The sequence below is a fragment of the Prevotella sp. MA2016 genome, assembly GCF_000619825.1.
Lineage (GTDB): Bacteria > Bacteroidota > Bacteroidia > Bacteroidales > Bacteroidaceae > Prevotella.
In genome coordinates, this window is the sequence record NZ_JHUW01000008.1 from 370,371 (window position 1) to 390,113 (window position 19,743).

Below are 19,743 nucleotides of genomic sequence, written 5' to 3' on the forward strand. Positions count from 1 at the left end.
TTATGGCAGTAAGAAAGAAATACGACCACAATGTACTTGGTCGCGGACTTGATAACATCGGCACAGGCAGAGGCATGGGGCTCGATGCACTTATTAACACTAATGACATCAACACCAAAGGTACATCCAACCTCAACGAGATAGCTATAGAACTCATCGAGCCCAACCCCGACCAGCCTCGACACGAGTTTGATGAGAATGCACTCAACGAACTGGCTGCTAGCATCCGCGAGATTGGCATCATCACCCCTATCACAGTTCGCGAGATGCCTACAGGGCACTATCAGATCATTGCCGGTGAACGCCGTTGGCGCGCATCTCAGATTGCTGGACTGACCACCATGCCTGCTTACATCAAGACTACGGATGACAAGCTGACAATGGAGATGGCACTGGTTGAGAACATCCAGCGCGAAGACTTGAATGCCATAGAGATAGCTCTGGCCTATCAGCGACTGGCCGAATCTACTGGCATGACTCAGGAGCGCATGTCAGAACGTCTGGGTAAGAGCCGCGCCTCCATCACCAACTACATGCGACTGCTCAAGCTACCCGCACAGATACAAATGGCACTGAAAAACCGCGATATCGACATGGGCCACGCTCGTGCATTGCTTTCACTCGAAAGCCCATCAGCACAGCTCAAACTGTTTAAGGATGTGCACCGCAATGGCTATTCGGTACGTAAGGTAGAAGAAATGGTGCAAATGGTGAAGAACGGAAACTCTCTGCAGAATGCCCGTAAGACGATAGCTCCCAACCAGCTGCCACTGGAATACAGCATCCTGAGGGATCGCCTGTCAGAGCTGTTCCAAGTAAAGGTACAGATGACCTGCACTCCACAATCAAAAGGGCGCATTAGTATTCCCTTTACCAACGAGGATGAACTGGAGAATATCCTGAACATCTTCGACAAACTGAAGAAGAAATGAGAAAAAGATGTAAGCTATTGATAACGGGCTGGTTGCTGTTTACCGGCTTCGCCACCACCCACGCACAAGATGAGGTGGTGACCGAACACGACTCGTTATCACGAGCCATCAACAACGAGGTTTCGGTACTGGTAGATTCTGCCAGAATACCACAAAAGCCAATCAAGGATATGAGCACCTGGCGCCCCGACCCTAAACGGGCATTATGGCTGGCCCTGGTCATTCCTGGCGGCGGTCAGATCTATAACCGCAAATACTGGAAACTGCCACTGGTATATGGTGGATTCATCGGCTGTCTGTATGCTATGAACTGGAACAACACCATGTACAAGGACTATTCACAGGCCTATATCGACCTGATGGACAACGATCCAGGCACACAGAGCTACAACCAGTTTCTGCATAATGGCGCTAAAATCGACAGCGGAAATGAGGAACGTTATAAGAAACTCTTCAAACAGCGTAAAGACCGCTACCGCCGCTGGCGCGACATGAGCTTCTTTGTACTGGTAGGCGTCTATGCCCTCTCGGTAGTGGATGCCTATGTGGATGCCGAACTGTCGGTATTCGACATCTCTAAGGACCTGAGTCTGCGCATCGAGCCGACCATCCTTGACACCCACACATCCAAGAACCCGATCAACGCATCGGCTGTGGGATTACAATGTAGTATCAATTTTTAATGGAATATGATAAAGAATTATATAAAGGTTTTTAGTTTAACAACTCTACTATGCTGCTGTACACCATTGTACGCACAGTCTATTCTGGACGATCCCGAAGATGAGACGGAAGACGTCGATACCCTATTCGTCCCCATCGAGGACGAGATCTCTGTAGTCGATTATCAAGGAAACGAAGAACTCATCGAGTTCCCTGAGGCCATGACATTCAATCTCGATAGTCTGCTGGGCCTCTATATGACCAAGACTTATCTGAGTCCTGGTGATTGTCAGATGAAAGATGAGAACCCGACATTCACACCTGAGGAGTATATGGAGCGACTTCGCCGTATGCCAACCGTCATGGAGATGGCCTACAACGATATTGTTCAGCGCTTCATCGACCGTTATATGGGACGCCTGCGCCACTCTGTCAGTCTGATGCTGGGCGCATCCAACTTCTATATCCCCATCTTCGAAGAGGCGCTCGAGGCTTACCAGGTACCACTGGAGCTCAAATATCTGCCGGTCATTGAGAGTGCACTCAACCCCAAGGCGGTATCGCGCGTTGGAGCCACTGGTCTGTGGCAGTTCATGCTGACCACCGGTAAACAATATGGACTGGAGGTCAACTCATTGGTTGACGAGCGCCGCGACCCGGTGAAAGCATCTTATGCGGCAGCACGCTACCTGCGCGACCTCTACCGGGTGTTTGGCGATTGGAACTTGGTGATTGCAGCATACAACTGCGGACCAGGCAACATCAACAAGGCTATTCATCGTGCCGGTGGCGAGAAAGACTACTGGCGCCTGTACCCCTATCTGCCAGCAGAGACTCGTGGTTATGTGCCGGCTTTCATCGCCGCCAACTATGCCATGACTTATTACTGCGAGCATAACATCTGCCCCATGACCACACGTCTGCCACTGCAGACCGACACCGTTGTGGTGGACCGCGATGTACACCTGCAACAGGTGGCCGCCGTGCTCGACCTCGACATCGAGATGCTACGCTCGCTGAACCCTGAATACCGTCGCGACATCGTACCTGGTACCAATAAGAAACACGCCATCCGACTGCCTATGGCAGATGCCGTTCGTTTCATCGATATGCAGGATTCTATCTATAGCTATCGTGCCGACGAACTACTCACCAAACGTACTGTGGTTGATGCCAACGACGATCAGCCCACGTATCGCAGCAGTAAGAGCAGTCGTCGTGGTCGCAGCGCCCGCGGCAGTCGCAAATCGCGCCGTGGCGGCTCTAGCGTAACCATCCGCTCTGGTCAGACCCTGGGCGAGATTGCCCGTCGTAATGGCACCACCGTGGCTAAGCTGAAGAAGCTGAACGGCCTTCGTGGTAACAACATCCGAGCAGGCAAGAAACTGCGCGTAAGATAAAGAAGATTGACGTTTTAATGAAAGTGAAAGAGGTATGACAGAAGAGAAGCAGTTAACCCAAGAGGAGAAAGACGACCAGATGATCAACGCAGCGTTCGAGAAGCTGCTCAACGACTATATTTCATCGCGTCATCGCAAGAAAGTCGACCTTATCACCAAGGCCTTCAATTTTGCACGTCAGGCACACAAAGGCGTACGCCGCCTCTCTGGCGAGCCATATATCATGCACCCCATCGCCGTGGCACAGATAGCCTGCGGCGAGGTTGGACTGGGCTCTACCAGCATCTGCGCCGCCCTCTTGCACGATGTAGTGGAAGACACCGATTACACCGTCGAGGATATAGAGAACATCTTTGGTGCCAAGATTGCACAGATTGTAGATGGACTGACCAAGATCAGCGGCGGCATCTTCGGCGAACAGGCTTCGGCACAAGCCGAGAACTTCAAGAAACTGCTTCTCACCATGAGCGATGACATCCGTGTCATCATCATCAAAATCTGCGACCGTCTGCATAACATGCGTACACTCGACAGTCAACCTGCCAACAAGCAGTACAAAATTGCGGGCGAGACGCTATATATTTATGCACCACTGGCCAACCGTCTGGGATTGAATAAGATCAAGACAGAACTGGAGAACCTCAGTTTCAAGTTCGAACATCCCGACGCTTACGCCAAGATTGAAGCGAAACTGAAACAAACGCGTGAGGATCGCGACGAACTGTTCTCGCAGTTCACCTCACCCATCGAGTCGGCATTGCAACAGATGGGTATCAAATATGAGATTAAGGAGCGCGTCAAGACACCTTATTCTATATGGAACAAGATGCAGCACAAGCACGTTAGCTTCGAGGAGATCTATGACATCCTGGCTGTACGCATCATCTTTACACCCAACAACCGCGAAGATGAGGTTAACGAGTGCTTCAAGATCTACGTGGCCATCTCCAAAATCTATAAGTCACACCCCGACCGCTTGCGCGACTGGCTCTCGCAGCCAAAGGCCAACGGCTATCAGGCTCTGCACGTGACACTGATGTCGAAGACAGGTCAGTGGATAGAGGTACAGATACGTTCCGACCGCATGAACGAGATAGCCGAACAGGGCTTTGCCGCTCATTGGAAATACAAGGATGGTGTAGGCGAGGAATATACTGAGGATGAGAACGAGCTGAACGAGTGGTTACGCACCATCAAAGAGATTCTGGACGACCCTCAGCCCGACGCCATGGACTTCCTCGACACCATCAAGCTGAACCTCTTCGCCAGCGAGATTTTCGTGTTCACGCCCAAGGGCGAGATCCGCACCCTTCCCGCAGGTTGTACGGCACTCGACTTTGCCTTCTCTATCCACACGTTCTTAGGTAGCCATTGCATCGGTGCCAAGGTGAACCACAAACTGGTGCCACTGAGCTATAAGTTGCAGAGTGGCGACCAGGTAGAGATCCTTACTTCCAAGTCACAGCATGTCAACCCTGCGTGGATATCTTTTGTATCCACAGCCAAGGCCAAAGCTAAGATTCAGGCCATCCTGCGCCGCGACAACCGTGAGATGCAACGCGAAGGCGAGGATATCCTGACGAAATTCTTGAATAAGAATGGCTTTGAACCCACCGTGGCTATCATCAACAAACTGGCCGAATATCATGAATATAGTAAGCGTACGGAGTTTCTCCAGGCTTTAGGTGAGAAGATTGTATTGCTGGGCGAGAAGGATATCGACGAACTGAATGGTAAGAACAAGGAGAACGATGGCAACTCGGGCTGGCGTAAGTTTGTACCTTTCGTAGGCAAGAAGAAGAAAGAGGAGACTACCAAACAAGAGCTGTTTGTGATACCTGACAAGTTCAACCGCAAAAAGCCCATCTATATCTCCGAAGAGAATATCAACAAGTTCAAGTTCATGGGTTGTTGTCATCCTATCCCTGGCGACGACGCATTGGGCTACATCAACAACAAGAACCAGATAGAGATACACAAACGTGCCTGCCCGGTGGCCGACAAGCTGAAGACCAGTTATGGCAACCGTATCATCGACATCAAATGGGACATGCACAAGCGTCTCTATTTCGATGCCACCATCCGCATCAGCGGTATCGACCGTCTGGGTATGCTCAATGAGATAACACAGGTCATCTCATCGCAGATGAGTGTCAACATCCACAAGGTTCTCATCACCTGCGAGGAGGGTATCTTCGAGGGCACTATCGAGATGCGTGTTCACGACCGTGAGGACGTGCGCGCCATCATGGAAAACCTCAAGAAGATACAGGACATCAAGGAAATAAGTGAAATAATGTAATAACAAACAATGAAAAAACTACTACTATCATTAGCCCTACTGGCTAGTTACACTAGCCTGGCAAAAAATCTTAGTCCGGCTAGCTACGACTCCCCCGACACCATCGTGGTTTCCCGCGATGGCACCGGACAGTTCCGCACCATCGACGAGGCCATCGAGGTATGCCGCGCGTTCATGGATTACCACAAGGTTATCTTCGTTAAGAACGGCACCTACAAAGAGAAACTCATCATCCCCTCATGGCTGCAGAATATCGAGATATGCGGCGAGGATGCCGAGAAGACCATCATCACCTATGATGATCATGCCAACATCCCCCGCCCCAACGTTTCTCCAAACAAACCTATGGGTACCTTCCGTACCTACACCCTGAAGATAGAAGGCAACGATATCACACTCAAGAACATCACCATCGAGAACAATGCCGCCCGATTAGGACAGGCCGTAGCGCTACATACTGAGGGCGACCGCCTGGTGTTCATCGGCTGCCGTTTTCTCGGTCATCAGGACACGGTCTATACAGGAGTAGCAGGCACACGTCTCTTCTTCAAGGACTGTTTCATCTGTGGCACTACCGACTTTATCTTCGGACCTTCTACAGCTTGGTTCGAGGGATGCACCATCGAGAGTCGTATCAACTCCTATGTCACCGCAGCCTCAACACCTGCCGACCAGCCTTATGGCTACATCTTCAATAATTGTCGCCTCACCGCTACCCCCGAGGCCACAAAGGTTTATCTGGGTCGCCCTTGGCGCGACTATGGCTACACACTCTTCATGAACTGTGAACTGGGTGGTCATATCCGTCCCGAGGGATGGCATCATTGGGAGAAGCATCGCGAGCAGACAGCCCGCTATCTGGAATATAACAACCGGGGAGCCGGTGCCAATACAAAAGAACGCGTAAGTTGGAGCCGCCAACTTACCAAAAAAGAGGCTGCTAAGATAACACTCTCCAACGTCTTTGCACGCAACGATGGTTGGATTCCTAATAATAAATAATAAGGTATAAATATATGAAGAAACTACTCTTAACACTTATCACTGCAACCCTGTCCCTCGCCGCTATGGCTCAGGAGCGCCCACTCTGGATGCGCTTCTGCACCATTTCACCCGACGGACAGATGATTGCTTTTTCGTATAAGGGTGACCTGTTCACAGTGCCTGTCACTGGCGGCACTGCTAAACAGCTCACTACCAACCCTTCCTACGATTATTGTCCCGTTTGGAGCCCCGACGGTAGTAAGATAGCTTTCGCTTCTGACCGTGAGAATGGCATCAACGTGTGGATTATACCCAGTCAGGGCGGAACGCCACGACAGATCACTACCAGCAGCCATCATAAGAACCTCATGACGTTCACCGATAATGAGCACCTGCTGTTCAGTATGGCCGACATGCCCACGCGCCAGTCTATCATCCCCAGCCTGGGAAAATTCCCACAGGTCTATGAGGTCAGCATCAAGGGCGGACGCCCACAGCTGTACTCTGGATTGATGATGGCGGATGTCAACATCAATCGCGCCACAGGTGATGTATTGTATCACGACATCAAGGGCAGCGAGGATATGTACCGCAAGCACCACCAGTCGGCCATCTGTCGCGACATCTGGTTGCTGTCAAAAGGTAAATATACCAAGCTCACTGATTTTGCCGGCGAAGATCGCACACCCGTATGGACTGCCGACGGCAAGGGCTATTACTACCTGAGCGAGCAGGATGGCAACTTCAATGTGTGGTATCGCAGTCTGGATGGCAAACAGAACCAGCAGATCACACGTCACAAGACCAATCCCGTTCGTTTCCTCTCTGCTGCTGCCAACGGCACACTGTGCTATGGCTACGACGGCGAGATATACACCGTACGCCCGGGCAGTCAGCCTCAGCGTGTGAACATCAACATCATCAGCGATAACAGCGATCGCATGCTTACTCGCCAGATTCTCACAAAGGGGGCTACCGAGGTGGTGGCTTCACCCAGTGGCAAAGAGGTAGCCTTCATCATCCACGGTGAGGTTTATGTCACCTCTACCGAGTATAAGACCACGCGTCGCATCACCGACACACCTGAGCTGGAGCGCAACCTGTGCTTCTCGCCTGATGGTCGTTCATTGGCTTATGCCTCTGAGCGCAACGGTTGCTGGAACATCTACCAGACCACCATCGTAAACAAGGGAGAAAAGCAGTTTGCTTATGCTACAGAACTGAAAGAGGAACAGCTCACCAAACAGAACCACACCTCGTTCTATCCCCGCTACAGCCCTGATGGAAAAGAACTGGCATTCTTCCAGGATCGTGGTGCCATCCGCATCATCAACCTGGCGTCGAAACAGATTCGTACCGTGATGGACGGCAAGGACCTCTTCTCGTATGCCGATGGCGACATCGACTTTGAGTGGAGCCCCGACAGTCGTTGGCTACTGTCCACATACTATGGCGACGGCGGCTACCACCACGACGACATCGCCCTCATCGATGCCTCAGGCAAGCAGAAGCCTTACAATCTCACCAACAGCTCATACTACGATATGAACCCGCATTGGGTAATGGGGGGTAAGGCCATGCTGTTCACAAGCAATCGTCGCGGCTTCAAGAATCACGGCGGCCATGGCTGGCAGAACGACTTCTTCCTGATGTTCTTCGACATCGATGCCTACGAGCGTTTCCTGATGTCGAAGGAGGAGAAGGCTATCTACGACGAGGCGCATAAGCCTGCAAAGAAAGAGGATACTAATGATAAGAATAAAAAGCCAGCCATCGAACCGCTGAAGTTTGATCTGGAGAATGCGCACGACCGCATCGTTCGCCTCACCACCCACTCTACCCGTCTGGGCGATGCTTATCTCACACCGAAGGGCGATACACTGTTCTACCAGGCAGCCTACGAGGATGCTCACGACCTGTGGAAGTACAACCTGCTGGAGGATAAAAATGAGCTGGTGGTTCGTGGCGTGGGCAGTAACCGTCTTACCACTGATAAGAAGGGTAAATACCTGTTCTTCATGAACAAGGGTTCACTGCGCCGTATCGATATGGCAAAAGGTAGTCGCAACGCTATTGATTTCGAAGCCGACTTCAACAACCGTTCTTTTGCTGAGCGTGAGTATCTGTTCAACCATATCTGGCGACAGGTGGCAGACAAGTTCTACCGCGCCGACCTGCATGGTGTGGACTGGGCTGGCTATAAGAAGATTTATGAGAAGTTCCTGCCCTACATCAACAATGAGTACGACTTCCGTGATATGTTGGCTGAGATGTTAGGCGAGCTCAATGCTTCGCATACCGGTGCCCGCTATCAGACACCTGTAGAGTTCCGCACCGCTTCACTCGGTCTGTTCTTCGACGACAGCTATAAAGGTGATGGTTTGAAGATTGCCGAGATTCCAAAGGGTTCGCCATTGGCCATCCGTAACACAGGCGTCAAAGCTGGCGACATCATCGAGGCCATCGACGGCACCTTTATCAAGAAGGGCGACGACTACTACCCACTGCTGGCTGGCAAGACCGACAAGGTGGTTCGTCTCACCATCAGCGGTCGTACCATCAACATCAAGGCCATCTCTCTCTCTGCTTACAACAATCTGTTGTACAACCGCTGGGTGGAGCGCAACCGCAAGCTGGTAGATAGTCTGTCTCACGGACGTCTGGCTTATGTACATATCTCATCCATGAACGGCGATAAGTTCCGTAAGCTGTATGAAGAGATTCTGAATGAGACCAATCGCGAGCGCGAGGCAGTCATCGTGGATGAGCGCCATAATGGTGGTGGTTATCTGCACGACGACCTGTGCCATCTGCTCAACGGCAAACAGCACTCTCACTTCATGGCTCACGGCAAGTATCTGGGCATCGAGCCATCAGCACAGTGGAACAAACCATCATGTGTGGTACTCTGCGAGGACGACTACAGCAATGCCTGCGGATTCCCCCGCCAGTATCAGGATATGAAAATAGGAAAACTCATCGGTACCCCTGTGGCAGGTACTTCCACCAGCGTGTGGTGGGAGACACTCATCAATGGTGTGATATTCGGCATCCCACAGGTAGGCCGTATCGATATCCGTGGCGACTATGGTGAGAACACCCCACTCCGTCCTGATATCGAGGTTTACAACACCCCTGAGGATTACCTCACTGGTCACGACCGCCAATTGGAGCGTGCCATTCAGGAAATGCTCAAGGAAGGTGCAGCCTTCAAGGAAAAGACAAAGAATGACTTCGGAGGTCACAAAAAATAACGAAAAAAGCTCTCGTTTCGTACGAGAGCTTTTTTTATAACATATCAAGATTACCTTTCAGCGCCTGCAGGTCTTCCCGCAACTCAAGCAGCGACTGTAAGGCATCTGCTTTTTTCTGTACGCCTTGCCGGTTTTTGGTCAGCATCTCACGTGCCGCAGCAATCTTAAAGCCACGCACTTTCACCAGATTATGTATCAGTCTGACCTGCTCCAAATCCTTCTCCTGATACTGACGTATTTTAGCTGTACCAGAGGTTTTTGGCTTCAGAAAAGGGAACTCCTGTTCCCAGTAGCGCAATGTACTCTCAGGCAGGTCGAACATCTCGCCCACTTCCTTGATAGAATAGTACATCTTCAGTCTTTTATTCAAATTCAATGCCATAAACATTACTATTTTGCCGCAAAGATAAACTTTTTCACTGAATTCACAAAACATTTACGAAAAAATGTGTAACTTTGCAGCCAAATTTATAAAAGGTAAATTGTAAATTGTCAAATAGAAAATTAAGATGATGACAGCAAATGAGATTCGCGACTCATTCAAGAAGTTTTTCGAGTCGAAGCAACACGCTATCGTGCCATCAGCTCCTATGGTTATCAAAGATGACCCAACACTGATGTTCACGAACGCAGGTATGAACCAATGGAAAGATATCATTCTGGGCACTCGCGACCCAGAGCCACGCCGTCGAGCGGATACACAGAAATGCCTGCGTGTATCAGGAAAACACAACGACCTCGAGGAGGTTGGCCACGATACTTATCACCACACCATGTTCGAGATGCTGGGCAACTGGAGTTTTGGCGACTATTTTAAGGAGGGCGCCATCGATATGGCTTGGGAGTATCTGGTAGATGTACTGAAGTTGAATCCTGAGGATCTCTATGTAACGGTGTTCGAGGGTTCTCCTGAGGAGAACATCCCACGTGATGACGAAGCCGCCAAGTACTGGGCTAAGCACGTGCCCGAAGACCACATCATCAATGGTAACAAGCACGATAACTTTTGGGAGATGGGCGATACAGGTCCTTGCGGTCCTTGCTCTGAGATCCATGTAGATAGTCGTACCCCTGAGCAGAAGGCTGCCAGCGGTAAGAGCGGTCGTGAACTGGTGAACCAGGACGACCCACAGGTGATTGAGATTTGGAACCTTGTGTTCATGCAGTTCAACCGTAAGGCCGATGGCTCTCTGGAGAAACTGAGCATGAACGTGATTGATACAGGTATGGGCTTTGAGCGCTTGGTACGCATGATGCAGGGCAAGCACTCTAACTACGACACCGATGTGTTCCAGCCCATCATCAAGGCCGAGCAGCAGCTCACCGGTCTGAAATACCTCACCTTCGAGGAAGAAACTAGCCAAGCTAGTAAGCCCAGTGATACTAGTTCGACTAGCCAAGCTAACCAATCTAGCATCAATGTAGCCATGCGCGTTTGCGCCGACCACCTGCGTGCTGTCGCATTCTCTATCGCCGATGGTCAGCTGCCTTCAAATGCCAAGGCAGGTTATGTCATTCGTCGTATCTTGCGCCGTGCAGTGCGCTATGCTTACACCTTCCTGGGACAGAAAGAAGGTTTCCTCTATAAACTCGTGCCTACACTAGTGGCCGAAATGGGCGATGCCTTCCCTGAGTTGAAGGCTCAGCAGCAACTCATCACCAAGGTTATCAAGGAAGAGGAAGAATCATTCCTCCGCACCCTGGAGAAGGGTATCGGCATGCTGAATGATGCCATGAGCGCCCTGAAGGCTGAGGGCAAGACCGAATTGGATGGTGTACAGGCATTCCGTCTGTTTGACACCTACGGTTTCCCACTCGACCTCACAGAGCTTATCTGCCGTGAGAATGGCTTCACCGTCAACGAGGAGCAGTTCAACGTAGAGATGCAGAAACAGAAAGACCGCGCCCGCAATGCCGCTGCTGTTGAGAACAGCGACTGGGTAGAGCTGGCCGCCGGTGAAAGGCTACGGGTAGGCGACGATGAGTCGGGAATGCAGCAGTTCGTCGGCTACGACTACACCGAATACGAGTGCCACATCATCCGCTACCGCAAGGTAACTCAGAAGAAGAACGAGTTCTATGAGCTGGTACTCGACTACACCCCATTCTATGGTGAGATGGGTGGTCAGGTAGGTGATCAGGGTGTGCTTGTCAATGAGACGGAAACCATCAACATCATCGATACCAAGCGTGAGAACGGACAGAGTGTCCATATCGTAAAGCAGTTGCCTAAGGATCCAACAGCCCAGTTCATGGCTTGCGTGGATACCGACAAACGTAACGCCTCTGCCGCCAACCATACAGCTACTCACCTGCTCGATTATGCTCTGAAGCAGATTCTGGGCGACCATGTAGAGCAGAAGGGTTCATTTGTTTCTCCCGACACACTGCGTTTCGACTTCTCACATTTCGAGAAGGTTACTGATGAGCAGTTACGTGAGGTAGAGCGTATGGTGAACGATATGATCCGTCAGGATATTCAGCTTGATGAGCACCGTGACGTACCATTCGACGAAGCAAAGAAGCTTGGCGCCATCGCCCTCTTCGGCGAGAAATATGGCGATAAGGTACGTGTGGTTCGCTTCGGTCCTTCTTGTGAGTTCTGTGGTGGTATCCACGCTTCAAGCACCGGTCGCATCGGTTTCTTCAAGATTATCTCTGAGAGCAGTGTTGCTGCCGGCATCCGTCGTATCGAGGCCAAGACCGGTCAGGAGTGCGAGGAGTTGCTGTATCAGACCGAGGATATCCTGAAGGCTGTGAAGGCATTCTTCAACAATGCCAAGGATTTGCAGGGTGTCATCAAGAAGTATATCGAGGAGCACGACTCCATGAAGAAAGAGATCGAGGCTTTCCAGGCTCAGGCTGTAGAGCGTGCCGCCAAGCAGTTGGTTGAGAAAGCCCGCGAGGTGAATGGCGTGAAGGTTGTTACCGCTGTATTGCCAATGAACCCAGCAGCAGCCAAGGATCTGGCCTTTAAGATTCGTGCCGCCGTAGAAGGTTCATTGCTGTGTGTACTCGGAACCCACGAGAATAACAAGCCTCAGCTCTCTATCATGATGAGCGACGACATGGTAAGCGACCATGGTCTTAACGCTGGTCAGATGGTGCGCGAGGCAGCCAAGCTCATCCAGGGCGGTGGTGGCGGTCAGCCACATTTCGCTCAGGCTGGAGGTAAGAACGCCGATGGTCTCAGCGCTGCTGTTGACAAAGTGCTCGAGCTGGCAAAGTTGTAACAAACGGCATTTGCAAGTACACATAAAAAGAAAAGGACAAAAAAACTTTGTTCTTTTCTTTTTTTTTTGTAACTTTGCAGGCAAACTGGAAACCCCATAAAAGATAATGGACGACGAGATAAAAGAAGTACAAGAATCGGCACAACACTCCGATTATAAACCAAGCAACCGCTTCGATGCCGCAGCGGTTCATCATCTTAGCGGTATGTATCAGAACTGGTTTCTGGATTACGCCAGCTATGTAATCCTGGAGCGCGCCGTGCCCCATCTGGGCGACGGTCTGAAACCCGTGCAGCGCCGCATCCTGCACTCTATGAAGCGCATGGACGACGGTCGCTACAACAAAGTGGCCAACATCGTTGGTCATACCATGCAGTTCCACCCCCATGGCGATGCCTCTATCGGCGACGCCCTGGTACAGCTGGGACAGAAAGACCTGCTCATCGATACACAGGGTAACTGGGGAAACATTCTCACCGGTTCTTCTGCAGCCGCCCCACGTTATATCGAGGCCCGACTCTCTAAGTTCGCCCTCGACACCGTCTTCAACCCCAAGACCACGGAGTGGAAGATGTCATACGACGGTCGTAACAAGGAACCAATCACACTACCTGTCAAATTCCCTTTGTTGTTGGCACAGGGTGCTGAGGGTATCGCCGTAGGACTGAGTTCAAAAATCCTGCCACATAACTTCTGTGAGATCTGCGATGCAGCCATCAGCTATCTGCACCAGCAGCCATTCACCCTCTACCCCGACTTCCCTACCAGCGGTAGTATCGACGTATCGAAATACAACGACGGTCAGCGAGGTGGCGTAGTAAAGGTGCGCGCTAAGATCGAGAAGATCGACCAGAAGACATTGGTCATCCGCGAGATTCCATTCTCCAAGACTTCCGAGACCCTGCAGGACTCTATCGTCAAAGCTATCGAGAAAGGCAAGATCAAGGCCCGCAAGGTGGAAGACCTGACAGCTGCCGAGGTAGAGATACAGGTACACCTGGCACCAGGCGTATCGAGCGATAAGACCATCGATGCCCTTTATGCCTTTACCGACTGTGAAGTGAGCATCTCGCCCAACTGCTGTGTCATCGAAGACAACAAACCGCAGTTCCTCACCGTAAGTGATGTGCTGCGCCACTCTGTCGATCGCACCAAGGACCTCATCCGTCAGGAACTGGAGATTCGTAAGGGCGAACTGCTTGAACAGTTGCATTTCCAGAGCTTAGAGCGCATCTTCATCGAGGAGCGCATCTATAAAGATAAGAAATTTGAACAGGCCCCCAACGTTGATGCCGTTTGCGAACATATCGACGAGCGTCTGACACCATATTATCCACAGTTTATCCGCGAGGTCACCAAGGAAGATATCCTGAAACTGCTTGAAATCAAGATGCAGCGCATCCTGAAGTTCAATAAGGACAAGGCAGACGAGCTGATGGCACGCCTGAAGGCTGAGATCGAGGAGATAGACCACGACCTGGCCAACCTCGTAGAGGTGACAGCCAACTGGTTCCAGTTCCTCAAGGATAAGTATGGCAAGGAACATCCCCGTCTCACCGAGATACGCAACTTCGACACCATCGAAGCCTCAAAGGTGGCCGAGGCCAACCAGAAGCTGTATATCAACCGCAGCGACGGCTTCATCGGCACGGGTTTGAAAAAAGACGAGTTTGTGTGCAACTGCTCCGACCTCGACGATATTATTATTTTTTACAAAGATGGTAAGTATAAGGTTGTACGCGTGGCCGAGAAGTTGTTCGTAGGTAAGAACATCCTCTATGTCAACGTGTTCAAGAAGAACGACCAGCGCACCATCTATAATGCCGTCTATCGTGATGGCCGTAAGGGTGCTTGCTATATCAAGCGCTTCAACGTGACGAGTATGACACGTGAGAAAGAGTACGACCTGACACAAGGCACCGAGGGCAGTCGCGTGATGTACTTCACCGCCAATCCTAATGGCGAGGCAGAAGTCATCAAGGTAACCCTCGACCCCTCACAGAACATCAAACGTGTGTTCCTCATCAAGGACTTCTCAGACATTATGATTAAGGGCCGCGCCTCGAAGGGTAACCTGCTCACCAAATATCAGGTGACACGCATCGGCTTGAAGAGCCATGGCCACTCTACACTGGGTGGACGAAAAGTCTGGTTCGACCCCGATGTGAACCGTCTTAACTACGACGACCACGGCAAGATGCTGGGTGAGTTCTACGACGACGACCAGATACTGGTAGTGCTGGACAACGGCGACTACTATCTCACCAACTTCGACCTGAACAACCACTATGAGTCGAACATCCTGTGCATCGAGAAATACGATGCCGACAAGGTGTGGACAGCCGTGCTCTATGATGCCGACAACCAGGGCTATCCCTATCTGAAGCGCTTCCAGATGGACGCTAGCAAGAAGAAACAGAACTGGCTGTCGGAGAACCCCTCATCACAGCTCATCCTGCTCACCGACACCCCCTACCCCCGCCTGCAGGTAACCTATGGCGGTGCAGATGCCTTCCGCGGCACAGAGGAGATTGATGCCGAGCAGTTTATTGCCATCAAGGGCTTCAAGGCCAAAGGTAAGCGCCTCACCACCTATCAGATAGAGTCACTCACCGAGCTGGATCCCCAGCTAGACCCTAGAAACACTAGCCCAGCTAGTGATACTAGTGAGCCTAACCTCTCGGCCGAATCGGCCGAGGACCTAGACCAAGAAGACCCCCGCCAGCTAAACCTCTTCGATGATGAGAATTTTAAATAGTATTATCTGTTTGTGCTTTGCAGCCACTGCTGCAAATGCACAAACAACTACTACTCATATGCTCGGCGTTGGTCCGAGCAAAATCCTCGACACCTATCTCACGCCCGAACATTTCAGCGGCATCGGCTTCACCTATCTTTATTTAAGAGAGCAGCAGCCCGATTCCATCCGTCGCTTCACCAACACCATCGAGCATGAGGTAGATTTCGCCAACACCCACGACCGCAGCCACAACGCCAACGATCTGGAACTCACCTATAATCTTTATTGGGGGCGCTACTATAATTTCCGCCCCATTGCAGACGGTCTGCGCCTGCAAGTCGGACTGGCAGCCAATCTATGCGCTGGCGCCATCTACAATATGACCAGTAGTAACAACCCCGCACAGGCACGCGCCGCGCTCAACATCATGCCCAGTGCCACCGCAGCCTACGATCTCTGCATCGGCAATCAGCGCTTCAGCCTGCGCTATGAACTCAACCTGCCTTTGGTAGGGGTGATGTTCAGTCCTAACTACGGACAGAGCTATTATGAGATCTTCTCGCTCGGCAACTACGACCATAACGTAGTGCCCACCACCTTTATCTCAGCCCCCACCTTCCGCCAGATGGCCACTATCCAGTGGCATTACAGCAGTAAGTGGTCGCTCCGCCTGGGCTATCTAGGCAACTACCAGCAGGCCGCAGTAAATAACCTCAAGCAGCACACCTACACCCACCGTGTGCTCCTTGGCATAACCCGCAGCCTATGAAAAAGCCAGAAAGCCTAGTATCCCTAGTTTTCCTAGCCGGGCCAGGCCGGCTAGAAAGCCTAGCCCCACTAGTTCGGCTAGCCAGGCAAGTCAGCCTGGCACTGCTAGCACTACTAGTGCTCCTAGCACCCACAGCCTGCGTTGATGAGCAAGCGCACGATGACACCCCTCAGGGCAACTTCGAAGCCCTCTGGCAGATTATCGACGAACACTACTGCTTCTTCGACTACAAAGATATCGATTGGAACGCCCTCTATAATATATATAAGGTACGCGTGAACGACAACATGACCCGCGAGCAACTGTTCGAAGTGCTCACCGACATGCTCGCAGAGCTACGCGACGGACATGTAAACCTCTACACCGCCTTCGACAGCGGACGCTACTGGAGTTGGCACGAAGACTATCCCACCAACTTCAGCGATACCCTGCAGCGCCGCTACCTGGGCACCGACTACCGCATTGCCGGCGGTCTGCGCTATAAAATTCTCGACGATAATATCGGATATGTCTATTATGGCAGCTTCGCCAGTCCTGTGGGCGAAGGCAACCTCGATGAGGTGATACAACACCTGCTGTTCTGCCGCGGCATGATTCTCGACATCCGTAGTAATGGCGGTGGCGACCTGACCAATGCCGAAAAACTCGCCGCCCGTTTCTGCAACGAAAAGACCCTTGTGGGCTACATACAGCACAAAACTGGTCACGGACATAACAACTTCTCCAGCCCCAAAGCCCTCTACCTGGAGCCTAGCAGCAACCTGCGCTGGCAGAAACCCGTGGTGCTACTCACCAACCGGGGCGTATATAGCGCTGCCAACGAGTTTACTGCCTATATGAAATGCCTTCCCCAGGTAACCGTGGTGGGCGATCACACCGGCGGAGGCGGCGGACTGCCTTTTACCGCCACCCTACCCAACGGCTGGACAGTACGTTTCTCGGCCTGCCCCACCTACGACCGTAATCACAACCAGATAGAGTTTGGCATTGCGCCCGACTATAACGTGGCGCTAAAAAACGAAGATTTTTTACTCGGACGTGACACCATGATTGAATTTTCAAGAAAAATCTTGGTGGAATAAAATAAAAGTGTTACCTTTGCACCCGAAATACGCATAAAAAAGCGCCTGTGGCGGAATTGGTAGACGCGCTAGACTTAGGATCTAGTGTTTACGACGTGCAGGTTCGAGTCCTGTCAGGCGCACCTAAGATATAATAGCATTACAACAACTATAAATGAAGAAAACTACCACAATGCAGGTATTTAAGCAGAAATTTGCGGTTTTTTGAAAAAAAAACCAAATATTTCTTGGAAGTATGGAATTAATTTCCTACTTTTGTCACCGATTTATATAAATTAACGTACGATATTTGTTTTATTTATTTGTTTAATTATAATTTTTAAGTTCAATGAAAAAGAAATTTATCAATGGTATTCTGATGGTAGCCCTCGTAGGTGCTACATCAACATCATTCGTTTCTTGTAAGGACACAAGCGAGGATGTAAAGACAGACTTGATGGCACAGGTAAATGCCGTTAAGGCTAACCTCGAGCCACGCGTACAGCAGGCAGAGAATGACATCAACAATCTGCAGGGCCGTATGTCTACCGCTGAGGGTGACATCGCTACTCTGAAGACCGACGTTACAAGCCTGAAGACCGACGTTACAAGCCTGAAGAATCGTGTTGCTACTCTCGAGACCGAGAAGGACAGCCTGGCTCAGGTAACAAAGACTATCGAGGGTCAGCTCACAAAGGTTGAGTCTAAGATCAGCACTATCGTTGAGTCACTCAAGAACATGGTTACAAGTGTAACTGTTAATGCTACATCTACAAGCATCCTCGACAATAGCAAGGTATTCCCTGGTCTGAACGTCCAGTTCCTGGGTGCTGCTATGGGTAAGGCTACCACAACTGGTAAGTTCCCATCAACAACAACTCTGACTGGTCACGGCACAAAGCTTGAGGCTGCTGACTTCGCAGGTGTTGAGCAGTACAGCTGGAGCAATGGCGACATTCTGCCAAAGGCTGACGAGGACACCGAGCTGGCTGATGCTGGTACAGTTTGGTTCACTCTGAACCCATCTAACGTTGACGTTAAGAACCTGAAGGCTCTTCGTCTGGTTGATAGCCAGGGTAACGAGAGCTTCGTAACTATCGATAAGAACGCTGCCGTTCAGGATGATGAGACAGTTCTTTCTTGGGGTATTACACGTGCTGAGGAGTTCAAGCCCGTTCTGTGGAAGGCTCAGGCTGGTATCAATCTCGAGGCTGAAGACCTCGCTACTATCGCTCCTGCCGAGATCATCGACTACAAGGCTATTGCTTCTGATGTTCGCGCTATGATGGACGACCTTAAGGCTGCTGCTCAGGCTGCTAATCGTAACAACTACGAAGAAGTAACAAAGGCTACTGCTAAGGGTGCTCTTCAGAGCTCAGCTCAGATTGTAGCTTCTCTGCTGCAGGCTAAGGTTCCTTCTCTGCCCGCTCTGGCTCTCGAGGCTCAGTGGGAGGATACAGTAGGTGTTCGTAGCGTACTGTCTGACTACTCTATCGCTGCTACAGCTTACAAGCCACTGTCATTCGACTTCGGTAAGGACCTCGTTGAGGGCCGTCAGGTTAACCTCGACAAGATCGATCGCCTCGTTGCTCGCATTCTGAACAAGATCGCTAACAAGGTTAACAGCATTGGTATCAACAATATCACTATTGCTGACATTGACTTCTCTGGTATCGACTTCACAGCATTCAATCAGGCTAAGACTCTGTATGTCTTCCAGAATGGCACTACAGGCGAGGTTGTACTTAACACAACAGGTATTGCCCCTGCTCCTACAGGATGGACTCAGAAAGCTGCGGAGGGTGTAGGTGCTAACTTGGCAACTGACATCACTAATCTGATCAATACTCTCGAGAACCGTGTTAACACTTCACTGGGCGGTGCTAACGCTGACATCCAGTCAATCATCAACGAGATCAAGAGCCTGCAGGCTAACGTTACAAGCTACGCTGATCGCACAAAGACCTTCGAGGTTCGCGTAAGCAACTTCTTGGAGCGTGAGATCAACCGTGTTATCACAAAGGTTGCTAACGATGGTCTGACACGTATTCTCGAGCCAATCATCCTGTTCCAGGCTGGTGACAACTTCAACGTAACTCGCTTCTATGAGGGTCAGGTTATTCCTGCTGGTAAGATCACTCTCGTTCCTACCACAATGACCAACGAGCTCCTCGCTCCTGCATTCAAGAAGTACGTTGCTATTAAGAACAAAGACACTAAGAGCTTCGAGTTCCAGGAAGTCCTGACAAAGGGTGTTAAGAGCGAGAACGAGGCTGTCAAGAACTTCAAGAACATTGAGTTGAACCTGAAGCCAGGTGAGTACACTGTAATCTACAGCGCTCTCGACTACTATGGCAACCAGGTATCTAAGAAGTACGACGTAACTGTGAAGTAATTAACATTCG

Annotated in this window: 12 protein-coding genes and 1 tRNA gene; 12 read left to right on the forward strand and 1 reads right to left on the reverse strand. The window is 50.8% G+C overall.

Annotated features, from left to right (window positions below; genetic code table 11):
* Positions 1-2 precede the first annotated feature (2 nt).
* The 6 genes from T360_RS0105945 to T360_RS0105970 are packed head-to-tail and all read left to right on the forward strand — an operon-like array spanning position 3 to position 9,535.
* Positions 3-932, forward strand: coding sequence for a ParB/RepB/Spo0J family partition protein (locus T360_RS0105945; protein ID WP_028911970.1), 930 nt, complete (start codon positions 3-5; stop codon positions 930-932).
* Positions 929-1,615, forward strand: coding sequence for a DUF5683 domain-containing protein (locus tag T360_RS0105950; RefSeq protein WP_036928942.1), 687 nt, complete (start codon positions 929-931; stop codon positions 1,613-1,615). Before T360_RS0105945 ends, T360_RS0105950 begins: the two co-directional genes overlap by 4 nt.
* A gap of 6 nt (positions 1,616-1,621) precedes the next feature.
* Positions 1,622-2,995, forward strand: a complete 1,374-nt coding sequence (locus T360_RS0105955; protein WP_028911972.1) for a lytic transglycosylase domain-containing protein — start codon at positions 1,622-1,624, stop codon at positions 2,993-2,995.
* 34 nt (positions 2,996-3,029) lie between these two features.
* Complete coding sequence (locus T360_RS0105960) at positions 3,030-5,297, forward strand: bifunctional (p)ppGpp synthetase/guanosine-3',5'-bis(diphosphate) 3'-pyrophosphohydrolase (RefSeq protein ID WP_028911973.1); 2,268 nt, start codon at positions 3,030-3,032, stop codon at positions 5,295-5,297.
* 9 nt (positions 5,298-5,306) lie between these two features.
* Entirely contained in the window at positions 5,307-6,299 is a 993-nt protein-coding gene (locus T360_RS0105965) for a pectinesterase family protein (protein WP_028911974.1), read from the forward strand.
* A 14-nt stretch (positions 6,300-6,313) separates the two neighbouring features.
* Positions 6,314-9,535, forward strand: a complete 3,222-nt coding sequence (locus T360_RS0105970; RefSeq protein ID WP_028911975.1) for a S41 family peptidase — start codon at positions 6,314-6,316, stop codon at positions 9,533-9,535.
* A 34-nt stretch (positions 9,536-9,569) separates the two neighbouring features.
* On the opposite strand, the gene T360_RS0105975 is transcribed toward T360_RS0105970, so the two are convergent.
* Complete coding sequence (locus tag T360_RS0105975) at positions 9,570-9,917, reverse strand: MerR family transcriptional regulator (RefSeq protein ID WP_028911976.1); 348 nt, start codon at positions 9,915-9,917, stop codon at positions 9,570-9,572.
* 127 nt (positions 9,918-10,044) lie between these two features.
* Between T360_RS0105975 and alaS the strand changes: the two genes are divergently transcribed.
* The 6 genes from alaS to T360_RS0106005 all read left to right on the forward strand — a co-directional run bounded on the left by alaS (position 10,045) and on the right by T360_RS0106005 (position 19,733).
* Positions 10,045-12,768 carry an alanine--tRNA ligase gene (alaS, locus tag T360_RS0105980; protein WP_028911977.1) on the forward strand — a complete coding sequence of 908 codons (2,724 nt, stop codon included), beginning with the start codon at positions 10,045-10,047 and terminating at the stop codon, positions 12,766-12,768.
* A gap of 106 nt (positions 12,769-12,874) precedes the next feature.
* Positions 12,875-15,526 carry a DNA gyrase/topoisomerase IV subunit A gene (locus tag T360_RS14755; protein ID WP_036928944.1) on the forward strand — a complete coding sequence of 884 codons (2,652 nt, stop codon included), beginning with the start codon at positions 12,875-12,877 and terminating at the stop codon, positions 15,524-15,526.
* Positions 15,507-16,277 (forward strand): DUF3316 domain-containing protein, encoded by a 771-nt coding sequence (locus T360_RS0105990; protein ID WP_081772705.1) that lies wholly within the window; start codon positions 15,507-15,509, stop codon positions 16,275-16,277. The genes T360_RS14755 and T360_RS0105990 overlap by 20 nt, the downstream gene beginning before the upstream one ends.
* Positions 16,278-16,393: 116 nt before the next feature.
* Positions 16,394-17,359, forward strand: coding sequence for a S41 family peptidase (locus T360_RS0105995; protein WP_231488107.1), 966 nt, complete (start codon positions 16,394-16,396; stop codon positions 17,357-17,359).
* Positions 17,360-17,400: 41 nt separating this feature from the next.
* Positions 17,401-17,481, forward strand: a tRNA-Leu gene (locus tag T360_RS0106000).
* A gap of 206 nt (positions 17,482-17,687) precedes the next feature.
* Positions 17,688-19,733, forward strand: coding sequence for a hypothetical protein (locus T360_RS0106005; protein ID WP_028911980.1), 2,046 nt, complete (start codon positions 17,688-17,690; stop codon positions 19,731-19,733).
* The last annotated feature ends 10 nt before the right edge of the window (positions 19,734-19,743 follow it).

Coding starts and splice junctions, on each gene's coding strand:
- T360_RS0105945 (WP_028911970.1), top strand. CDS start 3: ATGGCAGTAAGAAAGAAATACGACCACAATGTACTTGGTCGCGGACTT.
- T360_RS0105950 (WP_036928942.1), top strand. CDS start 929: ATGAGAAAAAGATGTAAGCTATTGATAACGGGCTGGTTGCTGTTTACC.
- T360_RS0105955 (WP_028911972.1), top strand. CDS start 1,622: ATGATAAAGAATTATATAAAGGTTTTTAGTTTAACAACTCTACTATGC.
- T360_RS0105960 (WP_028911973.1), top strand. CDS start 3,030: ATGACAGAAGAGAAGCAGTTAACCCAAGAGGAGAAAGACGACCAGATG.
- T360_RS0105965 (WP_028911974.1), top strand. CDS start 5,307: ATGAAAAAACTACTACTATCATTAGCCCTACTGGCTAGTTACACTAGC.
- T360_RS0105970 (WP_028911975.1), top strand. CDS start 6,314: ATGAAGAAACTACTCTTAACACTTATCACTGCAACCCTGTCCCTCGCC.
- T360_RS0105975 (WP_028911976.1), bottom strand. CDS start 9,917: ATGGCATTGAATTTGAATAAAAGACTGAAGATGTACTATTCTATCAAG.
- alaS (WP_028911977.1), top strand. CDS start 10,045: ATGATGACAGCAAATGAGATTCGCGACTCATTCAAGAAGTTTTTCGAG.
- T360_RS14755 (WP_036928944.1), top strand. CDS start 12,875: ATGGACGACGAGATAAAAGAAGTACAAGAATCGGCACAACACTCCGAT.
- T360_RS0105990 (WP_081772705.1), top strand. CDS start 15,507: ATGATGAGAATTTTAAATAGTATTATCTGTTTGTGCTTTGCAGCCACT.
- T360_RS0106005 (WP_028911980.1), top strand. CDS start 17,688: ATGAAAAAGAAATTTATCAATGGTATTCTGATGGTAGCCCTCGTAGGT.